Raw genomic sequence first — 20,903 nt, 5'->3', positions numbered from 1 at the left:
TTTTATTTTCGAATTAAGCACACTGACCAATTGACTAAAGCACCGATTCATAATCGTTTTAAACGACTTTTTATTTGATTAATGTAACCTTAATCATCTTCTATTTTAGGAATACATGGAGACAAAAACTGATCTTTTTCTTTTTTTATTTTCCCTCTTGCTAAGACATATACTTCAAATTCATTAAATTTATCCGAAGATTCATCGTTTTTAACATACAATAAACCATATGAGCCTTGAGAAATTTTTGCTACATATTGATATAACTCAAAAATTTCTGCTACATCCTGAGAATAATGATTAGTATTCCCACTAAACAAAAGTTGACAACAATCATTAACCTTATGAATTTTAATAAATCCTGTACTATTTTCAAATTCATGTTCTGATATGAATAAAGTAAGTTTATTTAGAATTGAATTCATCTCATTTTCATTGTTTTCGTATGTAGAATTTCTTAATGATATCCACCCATAATATTCGATCATTTTATTACCTTATTTTTTAGTTAAGAAGTTTAGTATCTATAATGACTTTTACATCATAACGATTACTATATTCATATAATTTATTTATTACTGATTTTGCTGGTTCACCCTCAAAATGATAGTATACAGAACGGTTAGTTTCTTTAGCTGCTTCAAATGTTGCTTTCATTTTAGATCTTACACTTTCATTTAATTGCTTTAGGGGGGGTTGTTTGAGCTATATATAAATCACTAATCACATCAAACTCTCTTGTATCATTAGCAAATCTTACCCTTGACACACCATTTAATCTTATCGCTAAAGCATCAGCTGCTACATGTGGCTTGTTTACTTTTATCATGTCCCCCAAAGTATCGGCTCACTTCTTTTAATAATGCTTCTAAATTCAACCACTAAAAATTTGGTTGAATTTAGTATGGTCAATGATCACTTTTCAAAGTAGATTAATAGTGAGCATTACAACTACTCCTTTAGATAATCACATACAATATTGTGTGGTTTTTTATATTCTGCCGATTTATAAAGCACTAGTGACATTAACATTCATGATAATTTGTAATATTAGATTTTCTAACTAGATAGATTTAATTTTGATATACAAGTTTTTGGGGGCTTCAGGAAAATACTTAAACAAAGCAGGACAAAGCCAGCCTTCCATATCAAATTCTTTCGAGTAATACCAGTTACCAGCATTATCAGATCTTCGCCATTCTAAACAAAGATCGGTATCAGGGAAGTAATCTTTAGAAAAGATTAAAATAAATCCTTTTTCAGCATTTGGGATTGATTCAGTGGCTTTATCAATTAAAGTATCTGCGCCAGAAACAAAAGGCTCTTGTAACAAGCCTACCTTTTCATCATCAAAGACCCACATATCAAGATATTTATATGGTTTTATAATATTAATTGAGTTCATGTATTTTCCCTTTATGGAAACATTCGTAAAATATTCATGAGCGCGAAGAAAATTTTGGAGTTAGGAGTCCAAATTGGTAGCTTTTCGTGACCAATAAATAAAAAAATGGAGTCGTATTTCAAGTCATCATCAGAAATACCTTCTTTCCTAATATCAATTAACTTCTCTATACTATCTAATTTTAATTGATAGATACTATTATTATGATAACTAATATATGTTTTCATTAAATTTAATGAAAACTTATAATTTTCATTTATCATTTTATTATTAAGCCTACGAATATTAATAAATTATCTACGCAATTTATTAATATTCGTTACAGCTAATTCCATTCTTCTTCGAGCTGAAATATTAGCCGAATGAATTTTTATTTTTGGAGGCTTTCGAATATCATCTAAAAATATTTTCATAATTATTCAATAATTAGATAAAGAATCATAATATGCTATTAACTCTTCAAGCAATAAATCAAGTTCCGCACCATCTTTTCTGAAAAAACCATCTTTTAACTTACCTCCCGATAAAACAACAGAATAGAAATTATCTTTACTCCGTTGACCATCTAACTTAATAATAACGGATGCACCATCTTCTGCTATCGCTTCAATATTTTTCCAATAACACTCTAATTTAAAATTATTTTTCATATTTTAAAGCCCTTGATATATCTTCAATTTCTCTTAATTTTCCGGTTGCTACATCATCTATTACTTTTCGAATTTGTACAGGTGACAAATTCATATTATTTTTATTTACTAATTGTTCAACAACTGTTTGTGCAGTGCGTTTGTTACCATCATTAAATAAATGTCGCCCTGCAATATCCCTTATAGCTACAGCAATTTTGTCATAAAAATTTTCTCTATATGACATATTAGCAAGTATTGTCCCTATTTCATCTGTTAATGTATGACTTCCTCCATATGATTTATTTATGTTTGATATTTCTTCAATACTTAATTCCTTAAATGATGAAACGACAAAATCAGTTGCTTTTTCAGTATTATACCAATTCCCTTCTACTTCAACTGTTTCAATTTTATGATGCACCTTGGTTCTGACTTCAGTGCCGGTTATTTTGATGCGGGCGTATTTTAATAAGCGTAGTGAACGGGTTAAGGGTTTGGCTTTCTAACATCATTCACTTTTTATCGTTTTTACTCACTTCACTTACTATGCAGCTATAAGAACGTAAAAGCACTCTAATAAATTAGAGTGCTTTTACGTTATGACTACTCTAATTCAGTTATACTTACTGAAGCAGATTTTACTTCTTTTGGTAAAGTATAGATTATTTCTTTTATATTTTTCGGTAGGTCTTTTAAAGATAATGGACTCAGGGGTTTTACAACTAAAAAATAGCTATTATCTTCATAGTTAACATCATAACTAAATAATCCCTTTAAAGCCGAATCAACATAGCTTTTTAAATATTGTTCTCTTTTAAGTTGATCGGGAAATTCAGGCAAATTATCTTCAATGATTTCAATATCAGATCGTTTTTCTAATTCAAAAAAATAATCACATAGTTCTTCATAATTCTCAACCGAATCAGCTACTTTCTTCGGTACAGCTCTTGTGCCACCTGAAGCAAAGTGTGCTAGATTACCATTATAAAATGCAGCATACCAGTCAAGATCGTTAGTACTTATAAACTCATCAGTCATTTTCATTATTTTTCAACTCCAAATATATTTGTGCAATTTTCACAACGGGACACTGGTTTACCATTGCGAGGGCGTACGGCTTGAGTAAATTGTATATCTTTTAATTTAAGATTAGGATTATTTAATAACAATTCGTTGGCTGCTCTAAATTCAGCACAAGCTCCTAATACATTACCACATGAAGTTTTAACACCTAAACCTCCTAATTTATCAGCATAAACTTGTAGTTCTGGTGCTATTTTAGTGGGAACTGTTCCACTTGATGCAGTAACAACTTTCTCCGTTAATGGATCAACAGCCCCAACTGCTGTAGCTGGTTTATATTTGCTGTTAGCTAAAGATGCTATGTATTGATCTAATTCTTTATTTGCATTAGCCAATAAAGAATTATTCCTTATTGTTTCTTTTTCAACAACATTATTCCAATTAACCTCATCTAATTCAACCTCTACCGCTTCAATTTTATGATGTACCTTGGTTCTGACTTCAGTGCCAGTTATTTTAATTCGGGAGTATTTTAATAAGCGTAATGAACGGGTTAAGGGTTCGGCTAAGCCGCCGGCTATTATTCCTTCTAAGCTGTTTTTTAATCGTCCTTCTGCAAAACTATCGTCTGGTTTGGCTTGTAAATATTCGGTTATTGGGTTAGCCAGTTCGGGAAATTCTTGTACTAAGTTTGACAGGCGTTCTTCATGAGGGCTAAATACCGTAAAATCTGTGACACTGCCTGCTATCATCCCTTTTACCCACGAGCCTACATTTTTCAAGGGTTTTATAAATTTGGTTGCCCTTACCGCCGGTATAAACCCGACAATAAATTGACTGACACCATGTGTTATCCCACCAGAGATAGTCTGTGGTGGTGATACCTCAGGCATTTGTATAGGATTGGGAGCCTGACCAATCGGTTTATCACTAATAATTTCTGCATGCACTCGAGCAAAAAATAGCGGAGATACCGGATTAATTAAGGTGCTATCCCATAATAAATCGAGTGTACTTTGCCCCGCATCTCGTAAACCACCCAATATCTGTAAGGGGACATCTTGATACCAGGCTCGGTGCTGTGTTTGGCGGTCAAAGATGACATCCACTAATTTTATATCCGGCTCAAGATTGACGTAAGCATGTCCACGACTATCAAGTTGACCCTGATAAATCATTCGTTGATTACTGTTATTAAATAACGTAAAAGATTGATTCGGTAAGTTTTCGACACTGAATTCTATCCAGTTATCATCATCAAAGAAAAACAACTCCCGTTCCCGTATTTCTGCCGGGGTTAATTTACGTGGCGCTTTGTTGCTCGGTAGTCTTAAAAAATTGGTTTGAGGCGGTAATAATCCACAATCAAGTGTGAGTGGTTTTTCAATTAACAACGCCCGACCGGTTGTCAGTGCCTCTGTTAAGGCTTGCGTGACTTTGGCATTATCATGACCGTAGTGATTATTGCCATAATATAACCCCAAGTTTTCCAGTGTAGGGTAAAGCTGTTGACATTGTTCAGGATGTTGAACGCAATGAGCAATAGCTTCATCTTGTGCTGCGCTGTAATCGAAACGAACGGTGTTATAACCGGATGCCTGTAACTGTGTTTTGGGAAACTCATAAAACCCATACTGGGCTAACAGACTTTCGGGGGCTTTCTTTTGTAGTGCCAGCCACTCTTTTTGAGTAATCAATTTATAACATTTCATACAGCTTGTTGTTCTCTATCCCTTATATACCAAATCCGTAATGCATAAGCTTAAACTGACGATTTAAAGCTAACATTTTGCATTTTATGGTTTTATTTTGCATTTTTATATAAAACCATTTTTTTAGGATAGATTATTTTTTGACAGGCGACAAGCTTTTTTTTCTTTTTTTGGAAACAAATACGCAATTTATTGGAAATGATTACCCGTTATTTTTTTAATCTCAATAAACAAATTCTAATTATAAATCATTAATCAAATGGTGTTGCACAAGCAATAACCGATAAAAGTCAGAATAATGAGTTTATTTCTGGCTCTTTTAATCTAGGTATAATTTCTTTATGTTCGGTTTAATCATCAATTGTTAAATTGCGCGTCGTTAAATCAAATGGTGTTAATTGATAGACATAATAGTTAAGCCAATTGCTGAACAATAGATAAGCGTGACTACGCCATGTGGCTTTAGGGGTTAAGTCTGGATTATTATGAGGAAAATAATTTTCTGGGATAGTAGGCTGAATGCCAGCTTTAAGATCACGAAAATATTCATTGGCTAAAGTAAAAGAGTCATATTCAGGATGCCCGGTAACAAATACCATCCGTTTATCTGCTGTTGCCATTAAATAAGGCCCAGTGATATCTGAATCTGCCAGTATTAAGAGATCAGTATAATTTTTTATTTTTTCAATCGGAAAATCTGCATACCGTGAATGCGGTGCTAAAAAAGAGTCATCGAATCCTCGGGTTAAAATGGCATTAGGTTGCAAAATCTGATGCTGATAAACCCCAGATAATTTATGTGATCGTGTAAATTTTGGTAAATCATATAATACATTCAATGCGGCTTGTACTGCCCAACACACAAACATGGTTGAGGTGACATGTTCTTTTGCCCATGTGATAATTTCAACTAATTTTGACCAATAGACTACATCCGTAAAGGCCACTTTTCCTAACGGTGCGCCAGTGATAATAAGCCCATCAAAATTTTGTTCACGTATATCGTCAAAATCACAATAGAAACTATTTAAATGCTCGACTGGTGTATTTTTAGATTCACGCTGATCAATACGTAATAGTTGAATATCGACTTGTAATGAGGAGTTAGAAAGTAGTCGTAAAAATTGGTTTTCTGTCTCTATTTTTTTAGGCATAAGATTAAGAAAGAGCAGTTTTAGCGGACGAATTTCTTGTGTATTTGCACGAGAAGATGTCATGATAAAAATATTTTCTTTACGAAGTACATCAACGGCTGGTAATGAATCAGGAATACAAATAGGCATAGCAAAAACTCCTAATAATCAACAATCTTTTAAAACTTAAAATAGACGTCTAGAAATCTGTATAGCTAAATATAAGATGTTTTAGATTATTTGTCGAGGTTTTTATTTTGATCAGCCAAATCCAATATCTCAAAGAAAATCATGATACTACTATAAACGAATAAAATTAAATTCGCATTGGTCTTTTTTAGATTGGATAATTGACAACAGTAAGGAAAGAGTTAAAAAGCCCGTGTATCGGTGCGCCATGAGTCAGCGGTTAACGCTTCGCCAAAATAGCTATTAACGAGTTTTTGCGTGATATCACTAAGTGGCGAGGCTAACACTTCGGCGGTATTCCCGTATTCAACAAGTTCGCCTTTGTGCATCACTAAGATTTGATCACTAATATGCTTCATCATCCCTATATCTTGAGTCACATAAATATAAGAGATGTTATGCTCGGCTTGTAATGACAACATCAAATTAACAATCTGTGAACGCATCGAGATATCTAATGCGGCTAACGCTTCGTCTAAAATAATAACTTTAGGTTTTAGAATTAATGCTCTCGCTAGGGCGACCCGTTGTTTTTGCCCCGATGCCATCACCGCTGGATAATAAGAAGCATGTTCAGGCAGTAACCCAACTTGCTTTAATACGTCGCTTATCATTTTTTCACGTTCAAACGCATCGTAATGTGTATTGTGTTTGAGTGGAATTTCAAGCAATTGACCAATGCGAAGTCTTGGATCAAAAGAGCTTTCTACATGTTGAAAAATCATGCGAATAAGTTGACAACGGTAACTATAATCGCCGTATTCGACTTTTGTACCATCAATCCAAATATCACCACTATCCGGTTTGACCATTCCAACTAACATTTTAGCTAATGTTGATTTTCCCGATCCATTCTGACCAATAATTGCCAAGGTTTTTCCTTCATTGATCGAAAAAGATATCGGTTTAACAGCATCAATGTATAGATGCCCCAAAAATCCTTTAGGAATTTTAAATTGCTTTGACAAATTACGCACTTTTAAAATTGGGTTCATGGTTTAGTCCTGGTATTGATAATTTTACTCATCAGTATTTAAAGGAAAATGACAAGCAACAAAGTGATCTTTAATTTGGATTAATTCGGGTGCTTGAATACATTTTTTTTGTGCATAAGGACAACGTGGGCCCAACCGACAGCCAATAGGTAAATGTTCAAGTGACGGAATAACACCCGGTAAAGTATTTAACGGGCTTTTATGTGGCATTGCCTTACCAAAATCTGGAATGGCGTAAATGAGCGCCTGTGTATAAGGGTGATAAGGCGATTTTATTAAATCTTCGCTATCCGCCACTTCAACCGTCTGTCCACAATACAATACATTAATTCGATCTGTCCACCTTGTAATCATTTGCAAATCATGGCTGATAAGTAAAATCGTGGTGCCCATATTTTGATTCATGCTAGCCAGTAGCCTAAAAATTTGGGCTTCTGTCGTGGCTTCCATGGCATTAGTCGGCTCATCGGCAATGAGTAATTTAGGTTGATTGGCCAATGCAATGGCTATCATGACTTTTTGACATTCACCTTCTGTCAGTTCAAACGGATAAGACTTTAATATTTCTTTATGCTCTTTGATTCCAACCCGATGCAATAGTTCAATCGCACGATTTTTACGCCAAAATAGCCGTTGCCACCAATGACCTTTAAAGGTGCGTCTAGGTATCGCCTCGATCAGTTGTTGCCCAATTTTCATTGATGGATCTAAACATGATTGTGGTTCTTGGAATATCATGGAAATATTCGCACTAATAACTTTACGGCGTTGTTTAGGCGTAAGTTTTAGTAAATCAATATTATTAAAATGAAAGCGATCTGCCGAAATTTTCCAATTATGATTAGTGATCCCTAAAATCGCTTTGGCAATTAAGCTTTTACCAGAACCGGATTCACCGACTAATCCTCGAATTTCACCTTCTGATAATCTAAGGTTAACCCTGTCGATAGCACGTAACAGACCATCAGGTGTAATAAACTCAATCGTTAAATTACGAATATCTAACAATGCCATGATTAATGCCCTGCTCGTCGACCATTTAATCCAAAGTTTAATAAATAAACAAAGATAATGGTAGCTGAAACCGCAATTCCGGGGGATAAAAAGGCCAAGTAATTGGTACCAATAATGTCTTTCATTTTAAACATCATCATGCCTAAATCGGGTCTGGAGGTATCGTTAGCAAATCCTAAAAAGGTGATGCTGGTAATGGCTAAGATAATTGAGCTAAATAACGATACAATTTCAGTTAAATAGACCGGCATAATATTAGGCAAAATATAGTGATTTAAAATCGTTATTTTGGATAAACCATCAAGCCGATAAGCCGTGATATAAGTTTTATTCCACTCCTTAATCACTCGTTGATGGATATTGTATATAAATCGTGGTGAATAAGATAACCCAATAATTAACAACATATTGGTTATGTCATCTTCAAATAACATACTGACAACGATGACCCCCAATAAAGGTGGTACCACCATAAAAAATCGGAAAATCAATAAAATAAAAGATCGTAGAAATGGAATAAAGAACATTAAATAATTAATTAATCCTGCAATCACAACAACATAAAATACCGCTTTTAGTGTCATCGATAAGGTTGAGCGATAACCAATTAATAAGTAATCAAAAATATCTTGTCCTTTAGCATTGGTGCCTAAAATGTGATTAATATCGCCATTCATAAACCATGCTGGCGGTAAGGAACTTGCATAAATAGGATCTAAATGGGCATGAAAAAACCACTTTGTTGAAACAGCAACAAAGACAATTGCCATAATGCCATAAAAGCCAACAATTGAATAAAGATTACTATGTAGCTTATTAAAACATAATGCCACACTATTTAATAACCTTTTTACCTTAGACATGATGTTCCTTATGACGTAATGGATAAATAGCCACAGCGGTAATTTCGCCCAATAGTGTTAAAAAGCTTATCACCGTTCCACAAGCAAAAATAGCAATTGAGATAATAAAATAACTATGATGATGATAAGCACCCATGACCCATTGCCCTAATCCAACACGGTTAAATAATATTCCGACAATCATTGTTGAAAACAACAATGTAGTCGTATTATAAGTCAATTGAGGAATAGTTGCCGGAATGGTATTGGGCAATAAATGTCGACGTAAAATTTTTAAAGGTGACCTTTCTCGAATTGCAGCCATTTTTATGTAGTTCTGGCGTGAGGTATTTTTGACATTTTGGCTAATAAGCTGAATAGTCATAATGCTAGGCTGTATCGCAAGAATGATTATCGGAAGTTTCAAATATTGAAACTGCTCAATCAATAAATCTATTTTATTCTGTTTGTCAGACAGTAAAATCTCTAATAACGATGTACCAATAGTGGAGGAAGAAGTATCAAAATGTATTGATACAGACCAATTTGGAGAGACCCAAAACATAACAATCACAATTAGCATCACAATAGGACATGAATATAGTAATAAGCACCCTAACCGAATCGTGCTATTTAACCAATTAATATTACTTAGCCCTAAAAAGATACCCAACGGTAAACCAACAATTAGTGCTACCGCTAAGGCTAGAATACACAGTTCAATCGTCGCGGATAAAGTATAAAGAAACGAGACCTTTTCCCCTGAGGTTAATGTGAATTGTCCTTGCAATAATTGCCTAAAGAAAGAACTGTAAGCATCAACAATATGAAGATGATTAAACATAGAATGGGGCGAAAAATAGACAAGGCAAAAGCTGATCTGAGCCAAAATGCAGATAATTAATACAAAAGTGACTATTTTTTTCAAAATATAAATAATCATGTTTATCTTATCGCTTTTATTTGTCTAAGTAGGAACAGAAGTGGTCTGATGACCACTCTGTTTATAAATATCAGTTTTGAAACTATTATTCTGAAGGATAGGAAGGTTTACTTGCTTTAGCAAAGGCATGGTTTTGAGAGCTTAAACCGCCCGCTTCTCCTTTCCCTTCAAAGTGATAGTCTGATTCTTCCCGTAGTTTGAAACCAATTTCAGAATCTACATACTCTGGTGCAGGGGCTTTAGTCATTACTGACGAAGCGTGACCCGTAGCTTGAGACACATCAGTATTCACATCGCTATCATGACTTTCTTGTTCACTGTCTTTTGCAGCATCATGAACTTGAGTTGATTCAGAATTGATGGATACATCATTCAAATCAGCTGTGTCAATTGTCGGTTCAGAACGGGCTTCTGTCACTTCATTTTTAACGATAACAGGTAATAAAAGTGAAGGAATAACAGGAACCACATTACTTGGTTCATCTTGTGTGATTTGACTATAATCAATCGCAACCCGACCTAATGCCAATTCAAGAGATGCAGCAGCAAATTGTAACGGCATAGGTGATTTTTTAAGATCGCCACTTCGTACCCGTCGTTTATTACGTTGTCCATTCATACGTAGATGTCTGGAAGTGCGTCGTTGACGTTTTGGTTGTGACTCTAAAACAGGTGTTGTCTCAGCCTGTTCAGGCACTATCACCGGTAATAATAACGATGGAATAACAACACGCTCTTCATTGACTTGAATCGCTGCTTCACTATTTTTCACACGTACGCTTTTTGTCAATGAACGTTGTTGACGTCTTGGTTTCACTTCTTTTTGTTTCGGTGTGACCACTTCATTACTATTCGCTGTTTTTTCAGCTTTAGTCGCGTTTACCGCATTCGCCGAATGACTATTATTTTGCTTAGTACGACGACTGTTACTACGAGTAGTCTCTTTCACGTCTTCTGTTGCTGCGCTGCTATTAGCATTTGCACCATTGCTATTGCGACTATTACGCTGACGGCGACTATTTGATCGATTATTTTCACGTCTTTTAGTCGGTTTTGGTTTAACTTCTGGTTCAGGTTCACTTTTTTCAGCAACAAATAATTTACGTAACTTACTGAATAATCCACTAAACAAGCCCCCAGATTTTTCAACTTTAGGCTCGCTCTTTTCTTTCGATGTCGTGTTCGCTTCGACTTTTGGCCCCGATAATACCGCTTGTTCAACGATGATTTCAGCCGCTGCGTCTTCTTCCTCTTCTTCCAGTTCTCGGATTAATTTCGGTAAGTTATAACTCAGTACATCAGTCTCTTCGCCAACACGTTTACGAATCACTTTATAAAGTGGCGTTTCCATCTCTTCATCACCCACAATGACAATTTTTACATCAGGGTGCATTCGTTCGATATTATTAATCGCACGACGTTTTTCATTCAATAAATAGCTGGCAATTGGCACTGGCACGATAACATCAATTTGGACAGTGTTATCTTTCATCGCTTCTTCTTGAATTAATCGAAGAATAGAAAGCGATAATGAATTATTATCACGAATCGTTCCCGTTCCTTGACAACGTGGACAAATGTGATGAGTCGCTTCACGCAAAGACGGACTTAATCGTTGGCGTGACATTTCAAGTAGACCAAATCGAGAAATTCGTGTTGTTTGAATACGTGCTCGGTCTGTTTTCATCGCCTCTTTTAAGCGATTTTCAACTTCACGTTGGTTACGAATTGGTGTCATATCGATAAAATCGATAACAATTAGACCACCTAAGTCACGTAAACGTAGTTGACGAGCAATTTCTTCAGCTGCCTCAAGATTAGTGTTAAAGGCTGTTTCTTCAATGTCACTGCCCCGTATCGATTTAGCGGAGTTAATATCGATTGCTGTTAATGCTTCGGTCGCATCAATTACAATAGAACCGCCGGAAGGTAAACGCACTTCACGTTGAAACGCAGATTCAATTTGACCTTCAATTTGAAAATGGTTGAATAGAGGTACATCCCCCTCATAAAGTTTTAGTCGATTGACGTATTCAACACGCCCCAAATCAACTAATCGTTTTTTAGCGATCTCAAGGACTTTCGGATTATCGATTAATATATCACCCACATCATCACGTAAATAATCACGAAATGCTCGGGTAATAATATCACTTTCCTTGTGGATTAAACTTGGTGCTGGATGATTCTTAGCTTCATTTTGAATCGCTGCCCAATAATTGACTAACGCATCTAAATCTTGTTGTAACTCTTCTTGGCTTTTACCAACACCCGCTGTTCTGGCAATTACGCCCATGCCTTTAGGCTTTTCAATGGCGTCAATAATACGTTTTAAATCTGCACGATCTTCACCTTCAATTCGGCGAGACACACCACCAGCACGTGGATCATTGGGCATTAAAACTAAATAACTACCGGCAAGACTAATATAAGTCGTTAACGCAGCACCTTTTTTGCCTCGAATCTCTTTTTCAATTTGAATGAGAACTTCTTGACCTTCTTCAAGATGTTTAATGGTGCGACGACCGGTCATATTGGATGGAAAATAACTATCGGCAATCTCTTTTAATGGTAAAAAACCATCTCGCTCTCCACCATATGAAACAAAAGCCGCCTCTAAACTTGGATTGATTTTAGTAATTTTACCTTTATAGATATTGGCCTTTTTCTGCTCATGCCCAAGACTTTCGATATCTAAATCATATAAGCGTTGGCCATCAACAAGCGCAACTCGCAGCTCTTCTTGCTGGGTTGCATTGATTAGCATTCTTTTCATTATTCTACACTCTTCATTAATCTTAATTAATTGTAGGTAGAATCGTATTATTGATAAATGCTTATTTTAACAATGATAAAAAAAGTACTTAATTCGATATTTCTATACAGTGTGCATTATTTTATTTGTGTTATTTTTGTTATTATTTTATGTGACACCGATTTCACATTGACTACATTAAAATAATATTTTAGGGGGATAACCGCTAAATTCAAAAGTACAAATGACACGCCGAATTATTCCTAAATATATAATTTATTGATATTATTTCAATGGTTAATTTGCAAACCTTCATTTTATTGGTTCTAGCAAATAAACTAAATCTTTATATGATTGTTTAAAATAAACATATTATCTAATTATCTTGATTCTACTTACGCTATTTTGTTTTGACAAACTGTAATGTCTAACGCCATTGCTGCATTACAAGGATAAAAATATCCCCCCTTATTATTCACGTTTCGGCAAAGGATAGCAAGAAAATTAAACTTCATATTTCATCGATAGTTAGATTAATATTTTGAGTTATTTACAAATAATATTTATCATTTCAATAAAATCATATTAGATATATTAAAAATTTATATTAACCACACTAAAAAGCCAAAATTACTTTACATTTTTTTCTCATTTTTAGAAAACAAAAAATGGGCACTTACTTAGTAGTACCTAAAGTAAGTTAATTTGTATAATAATGGACGAAATATAAAATAAATTCAAAAAAGAGATTTAACTTATTTATGAAATCACCCGAAAAAACAGCCTTACTTGATTTTACTTCTCGTTGGATGACTCAATTTGATTATGCCCCTAAAAGTGAAGAATTACATGCCATTCCTTCACCTTGTATACTAAAAACAGCGCAACTTGCAGTATATTGGCAACCTTTTTTATTAGAGCCGGCAAGAGATCTAACTATTGTAGAACAAGTCGTTAACATCAATCTGTGTCAAAGTGCTCATGTTTTTTATGGCACACAATATGCCGGAAATATAAACGCAAAAGTTGCTGATACTCATTTAGTATTACTACAAGCATGGAATGATGACGATTTCTCAAATTTAGAGCAGAACTTAATTGCCCATTTGTCGCAACAAAAAAGATTAAAACGAATACCAACTATTTTTATTGCCTCTACCGATGAAAGTACCGAAATTATCGCCATAAATAATTTAACTGGCGAAGTGGTTAAAGAAGATCTCATTAGTGGAGAACTGACGATATTAGCTGAAAATTTAACATCATTTTTTAATAATCTTTCAATTTAATGTAAAAAAATAATTCATAAAAATTAACAAGATTATCGTCTAAACATTTATTCACAAATTGTCTGTATCGAAATTGTGTATTATAAAATATTATGTATATAATGCGATGAAAGTAATTAGACGAAATAGGTGAATTATGTTTGAAAGTTTAACAGCAGCACCGGCCGACCCGATACTTGGATTAGCCGATCTTTATAATAAAGATGAACGCACCAGTAAGATTAATTTAAGTGTCGGTGTCTATAAAGATGAAACCACCCAAACACCTATTTTAGAAAGCGTCAAAAAAGCCGAACAATTTTTATTAAATAACGAAACCACAAAAAGTTACTTATCCATTGACGGAATCAAAGAATTTAATATCGCCACACAAATCTTATTATTCGGTAACGAAAATGAACGAGCCAGAACGGCACAAGCACCTGGAGGCACAGGCGCTTTACGAATCATGGCCGATTTTTTAGCTCGCCGAACCAAAGTAAAACGTATTTGGGTCAGTAATCCTTCATGGCCAAATCATCGAAGTGTCTTCCAAACTGCTGGTCTTGAAGTGCGAGAATACCGTTATTATGATGCACAAACCCATAGCTTAGACTTTGATGGACTGATGCAAGATTTAAGTAAAATTGCAGCAGGTGAGGCGGTACTTTTTCACGGTTGCTGTCACAATCCAACCGGTATCGATCCAACTCCTGAACAATGGCAAGCCATTTCAGATTTAGCCTTAAAAAATGGTTGGTTACCGTTGTTTGATTTAGCTTATCAAGGATTGGGTCAAGGTATAGAAGAAGATGTGTATGGATTACGACTATTCACCAATCATCACCCAGAATTATTAATTGCTAGCTCATACTCTAAAAACTTTGGGCTATATAATGAACGAGTTGGTGCTTTTACCTTAATCGCTGCTGATACGGAGATTGCGGATCGGGCTTTTAGCCAAGTTAAAACCATTATTCGTGCCAATTATTCTAATCCACCCGCTCACGGCGCCAAAATTGTATCTTATATTTTAAATAACAAGGAATTAAAAGAAGAGTGGATCGATGAATTGACAAGTATGCGTCAACGTATTCATCGTATGCGCCAATTATTTGTCAAAACATTACAAGATAAAGGTGCCAATCAAGATTTTAGCTTCATCGCTAAACAAAACGGCATGTTTTCTTTCAGTGGACTAACAGAACAACAAGTACTGAAACTGCGTAACGACTACGGTATTTACATCGTAAATTCGGGACGAATCAATGTCGCTGGCATGACCCTTGATAATATGTCACGCCTGTGTGAATCGATAGTTGAAGTGTTATAAGCCTATTTTATGAAGTCAATTTTTAGGCATTATTGTTGATTAACTGTTGTGTTAGTTTGATAAAGACAGCATGAGGGATTGATTATCAATCCCTCTGCATATTAAGGATATCACGACTTATCTGGTAAATTTTTTAAATAATAAACAGGCAAATACAATATCTAACACACACAGTGAAATCAGCACTAAAAACGAGCCTAAAACACCGCCTGAATCTAATCCTAAACTAAACAGATACGGATAGCCAAATACGCCAATAAAGTAGCTTAAACTAAAAATAGTTAAATAGATACTTCGCTTTTCAGCATCGATATCTTTAACCATTTGAGTTTGAATTAACGGATAAACCAAACCATAACTTATGCCTAATAATGACGACGGTACAATATAAAAAATATTATTTGTCGTAACCAAAAACAGACACAAAGCGATCAACATAATGAATAACAAGCCGATCATTGCTAACTGCTGTGACAGTTTTAACATAAATTTAGCCAGATAGAATCGGGCAAATAATAATGAAAAAGTATAAGAAATATAAAATATCGAAAAGTTTAAATTCTTCTCTTTCGCAAACATAAATTGAAAGTTCATCATTGAAATGTAAATACAGGCGCCTAAAAAAACCATTATTAACGGAATGACCGCATTTGAAGTAACAATGGTTTTCATTACTGGCAAAATCGATAATTTACTGCAATTTTGCTTATTGGATAAGGTTACATTAAAAAATATCCCACCGGCTAACAAACTCAACAACACAGCAAACACAAACATATATTCAATAGCAATATTATAATCGAGCAGTGTTTTGACTATCACTGGCGATAATCCGGCACCTAACATATTAAATGCCGAAATAAACATAAAATGACGACTTAATTCGGCAGTATTACTGGTTGACGACACCATAATCGGCCCCAACGTATAAATAATCCCCCACCCTGCACCAAGCAACAAACCTGCAATATAAAGAAAAACACCACCTGTATACAAAATCAATGCGATAGCAAAGGCATAAATTAACGCCCCCATTGCAGCAATCACATTAGTAGAAACAGATTTCAACACATAAGGAATCGACAAAATCGACGCCACCACCCCAATGATTCCCATTGAAATAATTTCACTCGACATCACCAACGAAAGCTTTAAAGTGTCGGTTAAAAATAACGGCAGCGTTAACATCACGCCATAGGCAAAAGAGGTCAAAAAAGAGCCTAAGCAGACTAATTTAAATAATTTATTATTCATCACTATTTATTCCTTTTTATTAAGCAGGCTCACGTTGTCCCCACGATGATAACATCAAAGAGATCGAGTATCGTACATAATACGAATAAAAAATAAGAAATTTTGAAAAAATTCCCCTAGTTGAGTCTATTCATCCAAACAAAATAAACATTCAACAATTAACTTCCTCAATCGCCCGAGATCAAAACCCAACAACCTTAATTCTTTTTAGTTATATCCATAGTCCAAGAGGATATTAGACGCTGTTTGAATAATCTTTAATAATTGAATAATAAAACATTAATTAATCTTTGAGGATATTTCGGTGGCGTCACATGTTATTGATTATTTGATTTTAGGTAATAATTTTAGTACCAGTGAAATGCGAGCGATTTGGTCAGAACAAAATCGCTTAGAAAAGCAAGTTGCTGTAGAAGTCGCACTAGCAAAAGCACAAGGTGAACTAGGTGTCATTCCTTGCGATGCCGCTGATGCAATCGTTACTAAAGCCGATGCTTCGAAACTGTCCATTGAACAAATTGCCAAACAAGCTGCGAAAGCCAAGCACTCTTTAATGTCAACGATCAATGCGCTACAAGATCAAGTTGGCGATGCCGGTCAATTTATTCATTATGGTGCAACCACGCAAGATATTGTCGATACGGCAACCGTTTTACAACTTAAGCAATCATTTGCCATTATTGAACGTGACACCAAACTGGTGGCATGTGAATTAAAAAAGTTAGCCAAACAGTATCAATATTTACCTATGGTTGGACGCACTCATGGTATGCAGGCACTTCCTACTACTTTTGGGTTCAAACTTGCCGTTTGGTTAGATGAATTTGTTCGCCATTTACAGCGGTTAAGTGAAATTAAACAGCGGGTTTTAGTGGGTAATATCAGTGGTGCAATTTGTACTTATGCCGCCATGGGCGAATTAGGGGTACAAGTTGAAGCCAGAACATTAACTTTATTAGACCTCAATACACCCAACATTGGTTGGCAAGCTGCACGTGATCGGTTTTCCGAATATGCATCCGTCATTGCATTAATCAGTGGGACGCTGGGTAAAATGGGTAATGAGTTTTATAACTTAATGCGCACTGAAATTAACGAAGTTGAAGAGCCCTTTTCTGACGGAAAAATCGGTTCAACCACTATGCCTCATAAACGAAATCCAGCCGCATTAGAAGGCCTAGCTAGCTTAACCGCACCATTATTAAAAAGTGTCGCTTTAATTCATGAATCCATGAAAGTTGAACATGAGCGAGACGCCATGAGTTGGCGAGCCGAGTGGATAGCGCTTCCTGAAATTAATCTCTACCTTTCTTCACAACTACAAACGGCATTAGCTGTACTACAAGGGTTAAAAGTCAATGCTGAACGCATGTTAACTAACTTAACCTTACAAAATGGTTTACTGCTGTCTGAAAAAGTGATGTTTGAAATAGGCAAGCGATTAGGCAAACAGACCGCTCATCGTTTGGTTTATCAAAGCGCCATGCAAGCTTTTGAGCAAAATAAAACCTTTAAAGCAGTGTTATTAGCTGATCCTATCTTGAATAAAGAGTTTACCGAAGATCAACTCGATAGTTGGTTAGAACCCGTTAATTATGTTGGTTTAGCGCCTGAAAAAGTGGAACAAGTAATCCGGTATGCTGATCAAAGTGGAGTCTTAGTATGACGTTCCGCCTAATGACGCAAAATGATATCCCAGCTTATCAAACGCTATTGCATAATGCTTATCAAGCAACCCTACAACTTGGTATCCATTTTGCTGCTGCGACAGTTAATCAAAAACAAATTGCCGATCATATTGAATCAAATGCTGTTTATCTCTATGAAAAACAGGGTAAATTAATTTCAACATTAACGATTCGTTTTCCATGGGGCAATAATCCCGGGCCTTATGGATTACCGCATTTAGGTTGGTTTGCCACTGACCCACAATATAAAGGTCAAGGCTATGGTCATGCGTTATGGGATTTTGTTGAACAACAAATCTTAATTAAACAATTAAGACTTCCTGCGGCGACATTAGGAACAGCCGCAAATCATCCATGGTTAGCCACACTTTACATCAACAAAGGTTATAAACCTATTGGGCAAGCCGATTTAACCCCTGATCACACCACACTCTATTTTGAAAAAATTTTTAATTATAAAAACTACACTGAATGGAAAAAAAGGAATCACAAACAATGAAAACAATCAGAACTATTTTCTCTGCAATACTACTCGCCAGTTTAACATTATTATGCGGATGCGATACAAATAGCCAAGATTTGACCACAAAGCAGCCGATCATAAGAGTCGGTTCAACCGGTCAAAGTTATCCAAATGGTTATAAACAACAAGATAAATTAATCGGATTTGATGTTGAACTGACAGAAGCCATTGCCAATGAACTGGGTTATCAAGTCGAATGGGTAGTTGCTGAATTTGGCGGCTTAATGGGACAGTTTGATTCTGGACGTTTAGATACCATTGCCAATGCCGTTGCAATCACACCTGTTCGCCAAGCTAAGTATGATTTTTCTCAGCCTTATAGTTTTTACGGTAGTCAGATTGTTACTCATCAAGAAAATAACGATATTAATACGTTATCTGATTTTAAAGGTAAAACCATTGCTGGCGTGTTAGGTTCAAATCATATCAATAATTTGAAAAAAGCCTTTCCAAATAATGAAGTGACGATTAAAACTTATGAAACCCGTGACGGAGCCATGTATGATACCGAATATCAACGGGTTGAAGGTTATGTTAATTCAAAACCCATCTTACTGGCTGAAATCAAACGTAAAAATCTTCCTTTTAAATTAGTAGGCGAGCCAATAACGATTGAGCAAGTTGCTTTTCCATTTAGTAAAGATGAAAAAGGTCAAGCATTACGTGAAAAGTTTAATCAAGCTTTGGACAAGTTACGCAACAACGGCACGTTAAAAAATCTTTCGATTAAATATTTTGGTGAAGATATTACCTCATGAACTTTAATGTAAACTATTTTTTAAGTGTGTTTCCTCAGATATTACCGTATCTACCGGTCACACTTTTTATTGCAGTTGTCTCAATTTTATTTGCTATGGTGTTAGGTCTGACTATCGCATTGTTACGTAATAATAAAATCATCATTGTTGACGCAATTTTTTCGCTGTTTATTTCGCTATTTCGTGGGATTCCCTCGGTCGTATTGCTCTTTATTATTTATTACGGTTTACCGCAGATCTTTCCTGTATTAAAGCACATGGGAGCAACAACCGCCGCTATTGTCTGCTTTAGCTTAAAATATTCGGCTTATCTAGCCGAAATTTTCCGTGCCGGTCTGGCGTCAGTCGACCCAGGACAAAAAGAGGCAGGACTAACCTCGGGACTAAGCACGATTCAGGTTTACCGAAACATTATTTTGCCACAAGCATTGGTCAATGCTTTGCCTAATACCGGTAACATGTTTATTTCATTACTCAAAGACTCGTCTGTCGCTTTTTTTGTTGGCGTACAAGAACTGCTAGCAGCAGGCAAAATGCTAACGGCGAGCTCCTTTCTCTATTTTGAAACCTATTTAGCGGTCGGCATTGTTTATTGGCTAACGGTTGTTGCTTATTCATGGCTACAAAAACAGTTAGAACGTAAATTAAGCAAACCGTATTACCGTTAAGGAGCAAGCTCATGATTTCTGTATCACATCTGTCTAAACGGTTTGGTCATCATCAAGTATTAAAAGAGATAAACCTTCATGTAAAACAAGGTGAAGTTGTCGCCATTATTGGGCCTTCAGGCTCAGGTAAATCCACGTTATTACGTTGTCTGAATTTATTAGAAAAACTCAATACGGGTACAATTCGAATAGGTGATGTCATTCTGGATAGTGAACATTATCGTCATAAAGAAGAAGTCCAATTACGCAAACAATCAGCGATGGTATTTCAACACTATAATTTATTTAAAAACAAAACGGCGTTAGAGAACATTACTTATCCTTTGATTCTGGGTAAAAAAATCAATAAAAGCGAAGCCAAACAACAAGGATTGATGCTATTAAAGCGGGTGGGCATGTTACCTTATGCAGACCAATATCCAATAACATTATCCGGCGGGCAACAACAACGGGTGGCTATTGCCAGAGCATTAGCGGTTAGACCTAAAGTTCTATTATTTGATGAACCGACATCGGCACTCGATCCAGAGCGTGTACACGAGGTGCTGCAAGTCATGTTACAGCTTGCTAAAGAAAATATCACGATGATCATTGTTACTCACGAAATGGAATTTGCTAAATATGTCGCTGACCGAATTATCTTTATGGCAAATGGCGTCATTGTAGAAGAAGGCTATGCTAAAACTCTTATCGATCATCCACAAAACGAGTTAACTCAACGTTTTTTGCGTCAGCTAACTGATGATATTAATTTCGAAATTTAATAAA

At 35.5% G+C, this 20,903-nt stretch carries 21 protein-coding genes; 7 read left to right on the top strand and 14 right to left on the bottom strand.

Annotated elements, in window-relative coordinates; genetic code table 11:
• Nucleotides 1-89 precede the first annotated feature (89 nt).
• From J3U36_RS08320 to rne, 13 genes are all read right to left on the bottom strand, one after another.
• Nucleotides 90-488, bottom strand: a complete 399-nt coding sequence (locus J3U36_RS08320) for an Imm7 family immunity protein (protein WP_267380195.1) — start codon at nucleotides 486-488, stop codon at nucleotides 90-92.
• Between the two features lie 16 nt (nucleotides 489-504).
• Nucleotides 505-657 (bottom strand): hypothetical protein, encoded by a 153-nt coding sequence (locus tag J3U36_RS11410; protein ID WP_416379844.1) that lies wholly within the window; start codon nucleotides 655-657, stop codon nucleotides 505-507.
• A gap of 406 nt (nucleotides 658-1,063) precedes the next feature.
• A complete protein-coding gene (locus J3U36_RS08310; RefSeq protein ID WP_267380196.1) occupies nucleotides 1,064-1,405 on the bottom strand; it encodes a DUF6717 family protein in 342 nt (113 codons plus the stop codon).
• Nucleotides 1,406-1,824: 419 nt separating this feature from the next.
• Nucleotides 1,825-2,055, bottom strand: coding sequence for a hypothetical protein (locus tag J3U36_RS08305; protein WP_267352117.1), 231 nt, complete (start codon nucleotides 2,053-2,055; stop codon nucleotides 1,825-1,827).
• Nucleotides 2,045-2,458, bottom strand: a complete 414-nt coding sequence (locus J3U36_RS08300; protein WP_267380198.1) for a type II toxin-antitoxin system death-on-curing family toxin — start codon at nucleotides 2,456-2,458, stop codon at nucleotides 2,045-2,047. Before J3U36_RS08300 ends, J3U36_RS08305 begins: the two co-directional genes overlap by 11 nt.
• A gap of 182 nt (nucleotides 2,459-2,640) precedes the next feature.
• The gene (locus tag J3U36_RS08295; protein ID WP_267380200.1) at nucleotides 2,641-3,081 is read right to left on the bottom strand and encodes a hypothetical protein; all 441 of its coding nucleotides are present in this window, start codon (nucleotides 3,079-3,081) and stop codon (nucleotides 2,641-2,643) included.
• Entirely contained in the window at nucleotides 3,081-4,772 is a 1,692-nt protein-coding gene (locus J3U36_RS08290; RefSeq protein WP_267385873.1) for a hypothetical protein, read from the bottom strand. The genes J3U36_RS08295 and J3U36_RS08290 overlap by 1 nt, the downstream gene beginning before the upstream one ends.
• 350 nt (nucleotides 4,773-5,122) lie before the next feature.
• The gene (gene metA, locus J3U36_RS08285) at nucleotides 5,123-6,055 is read right to left on the bottom strand and encodes a homoserine O-acetyltransferase MetA (protein ID WP_267379010.1); all 933 of its coding nucleotides are present in this window, start codon (nucleotides 6,053-6,055) and stop codon (nucleotides 5,123-5,125) included.
• 221 nt (nucleotides 6,056-6,276) lie between these two features.
• Nucleotides 6,277-7,089 carry an ATP-binding cassette domain-containing protein gene (locus J3U36_RS08280; RefSeq protein WP_220216008.1) on the bottom strand — a complete coding sequence of 271 codons (813 nt, stop codon included), beginning with the start codon at nucleotides 7,087-7,089 and terminating at the stop codon, nucleotides 6,277-6,279.
• 24 nt (nucleotides 7,090-7,113) lie between these two features.
• On the bottom strand, nucleotides 7,114-8,103 hold the full coding sequence (gene sapD, locus J3U36_RS08275) for a putrescine export ABC transporter ATP-binding protein SapD (RefSeq protein ID WP_065559789.1): 990 nt from the start codon (nucleotides 8,101-8,103) through the stop codon (nucleotides 7,114-7,116).
• A 2-nt stretch (nucleotides 8,104-8,105) separates the two neighbouring features.
• Nucleotides 8,106-8,966 (bottom strand): ABC transporter permease subunit, encoded by an 861-nt coding sequence (locus J3U36_RS08270; RefSeq protein ID WP_267379006.1) that lies wholly within the window; start codon nucleotides 8,964-8,966, stop codon nucleotides 8,106-8,108.
• Nucleotides 8,959-9,888 carry an ABC transporter permease subunit gene (locus tag J3U36_RS08265; RefSeq protein WP_267385871.1) on the bottom strand — a complete coding sequence of 310 codons (930 nt, stop codon included), beginning with the start codon at nucleotides 9,886-9,888 and terminating at the stop codon, nucleotides 8,959-8,961. Before J3U36_RS08265 ends, J3U36_RS08270 begins: the two co-directional genes overlap by 8 nt.
• Nucleotides 9,889-9,973: 85 nt before the next feature.
• The gene (rne, locus tag J3U36_RS08260) at nucleotides 9,974-12,655 is read right to left on the bottom strand and encodes a ribonuclease E (protein WP_416379828.1); all 2,682 of its coding nucleotides are present in this window, start codon (nucleotides 12,653-12,655) and stop codon (nucleotides 9,974-9,976) included.
• 749 nt (nucleotides 12,656-13,404) lie between these two features.
• Between rne and syd the strand changes: the two genes are divergently transcribed.
• Nucleotides 13,405-13,932, top strand: coding sequence for a SecY-interacting protein (gene syd / locus J3U36_RS08255; RefSeq protein WP_267378998.1), 528 nt, complete (start codon nucleotides 13,405-13,407; stop codon nucleotides 13,930-13,932).
• A 136-nt stretch (nucleotides 13,933-14,068) separates the two neighbouring features.
• Nucleotides 14,069-15,244 (top strand): aromatic amino acid transaminase, encoded by a 1,176-nt coding sequence (locus J3U36_RS08250; protein WP_267378995.1) that lies wholly within the window; start codon nucleotides 14,069-14,071, stop codon nucleotides 15,242-15,244.
• Nucleotides 15,245-15,361: 117 nt separating this feature from the next.
• Here the strand turns inward: J3U36_RS08250 and J3U36_RS08245 are convergent, their stop codons facing one another.
• Nucleotides 15,362-16,498: an MFS transporter gene (locus J3U36_RS08245; RefSeq protein WP_267378993.1), complete on the bottom strand. Its 1,137-nt coding sequence runs from the start codon at nucleotides 16,496-16,498 to the stop codon at nucleotides 15,362-15,364.
• A 304-nt stretch (nucleotides 16,499-16,802) separates the two neighbouring features.
• Between J3U36_RS08245 and purB the strand changes: the two genes are divergently transcribed.
• The 5 genes from purB to J3U36_RS08220 are packed head-to-tail and all read left to right on the top strand — an operon-like array spanning nucleotide 16,803 to nucleotide 20,899.
• Nucleotides 16,803-18,164, top strand: a complete 1,362-nt coding sequence (purB, locus tag J3U36_RS08240; protein ID WP_267378991.1) for an adenylosuccinate lyase — start codon at nucleotides 16,803-16,805, stop codon at nucleotides 18,162-18,164.
• Nucleotides 18,161-18,685, top strand: coding sequence for a GNAT family N-acetyltransferase (locus J3U36_RS08235; RefSeq protein ID WP_220216017.1), 525 nt, complete (start codon nucleotides 18,161-18,163; stop codon nucleotides 18,683-18,685). Before purB ends, J3U36_RS08235 begins: the two co-directional genes overlap by 4 nt.
• Entirely contained in the window at nucleotides 18,682-19,467 is a 786-nt protein-coding gene (locus tag J3U36_RS08230; RefSeq protein ID WP_267378989.1) for an amino acid ABC transporter substrate-binding protein, read from the top strand. The genes J3U36_RS08235 and J3U36_RS08230 overlap by 4 nt, the downstream gene beginning before the upstream one ends.
• On the top strand, nucleotides 19,464-20,135 hold the full coding sequence (locus J3U36_RS08225) for an amino acid ABC transporter permease (protein WP_220216019.1): 672 nt from the start codon (nucleotides 19,464-19,466) through the stop codon (nucleotides 20,133-20,135). Before J3U36_RS08230 ends, J3U36_RS08225 begins: the two co-directional genes overlap by 4 nt.
• Nucleotides 20,136-20,146: 11 nt before the next feature.
• Nucleotides 20,147-20,899 carry an amino acid ABC transporter ATP-binding protein gene (locus J3U36_RS08220; RefSeq protein WP_267378986.1) on the top strand — a complete coding sequence of 251 codons (753 nt, stop codon included), beginning with the start codon at nucleotides 20,147-20,149 and terminating at the stop codon, nucleotides 20,897-20,899.
• The last annotated feature ends 4 nt before the right edge of the window (nucleotides 20,900-20,903 follow it).

It is taken from the genome of Gilliamella sp. B3817 (genome assembly GCF_026536705.1).
In the GTDB taxonomy this organism is placed as follows: Bacteria; Pseudomonadota; Gammaproteobacteria; order Enterobacterales; family Orbaceae; genus Gilliamella; species Gilliamella apicola_I.
The sequence above is the reverse complement of the archived record's forward strand: the minus strand, read 5'-3'. Positions and strand labels throughout refer to the sequence as shown.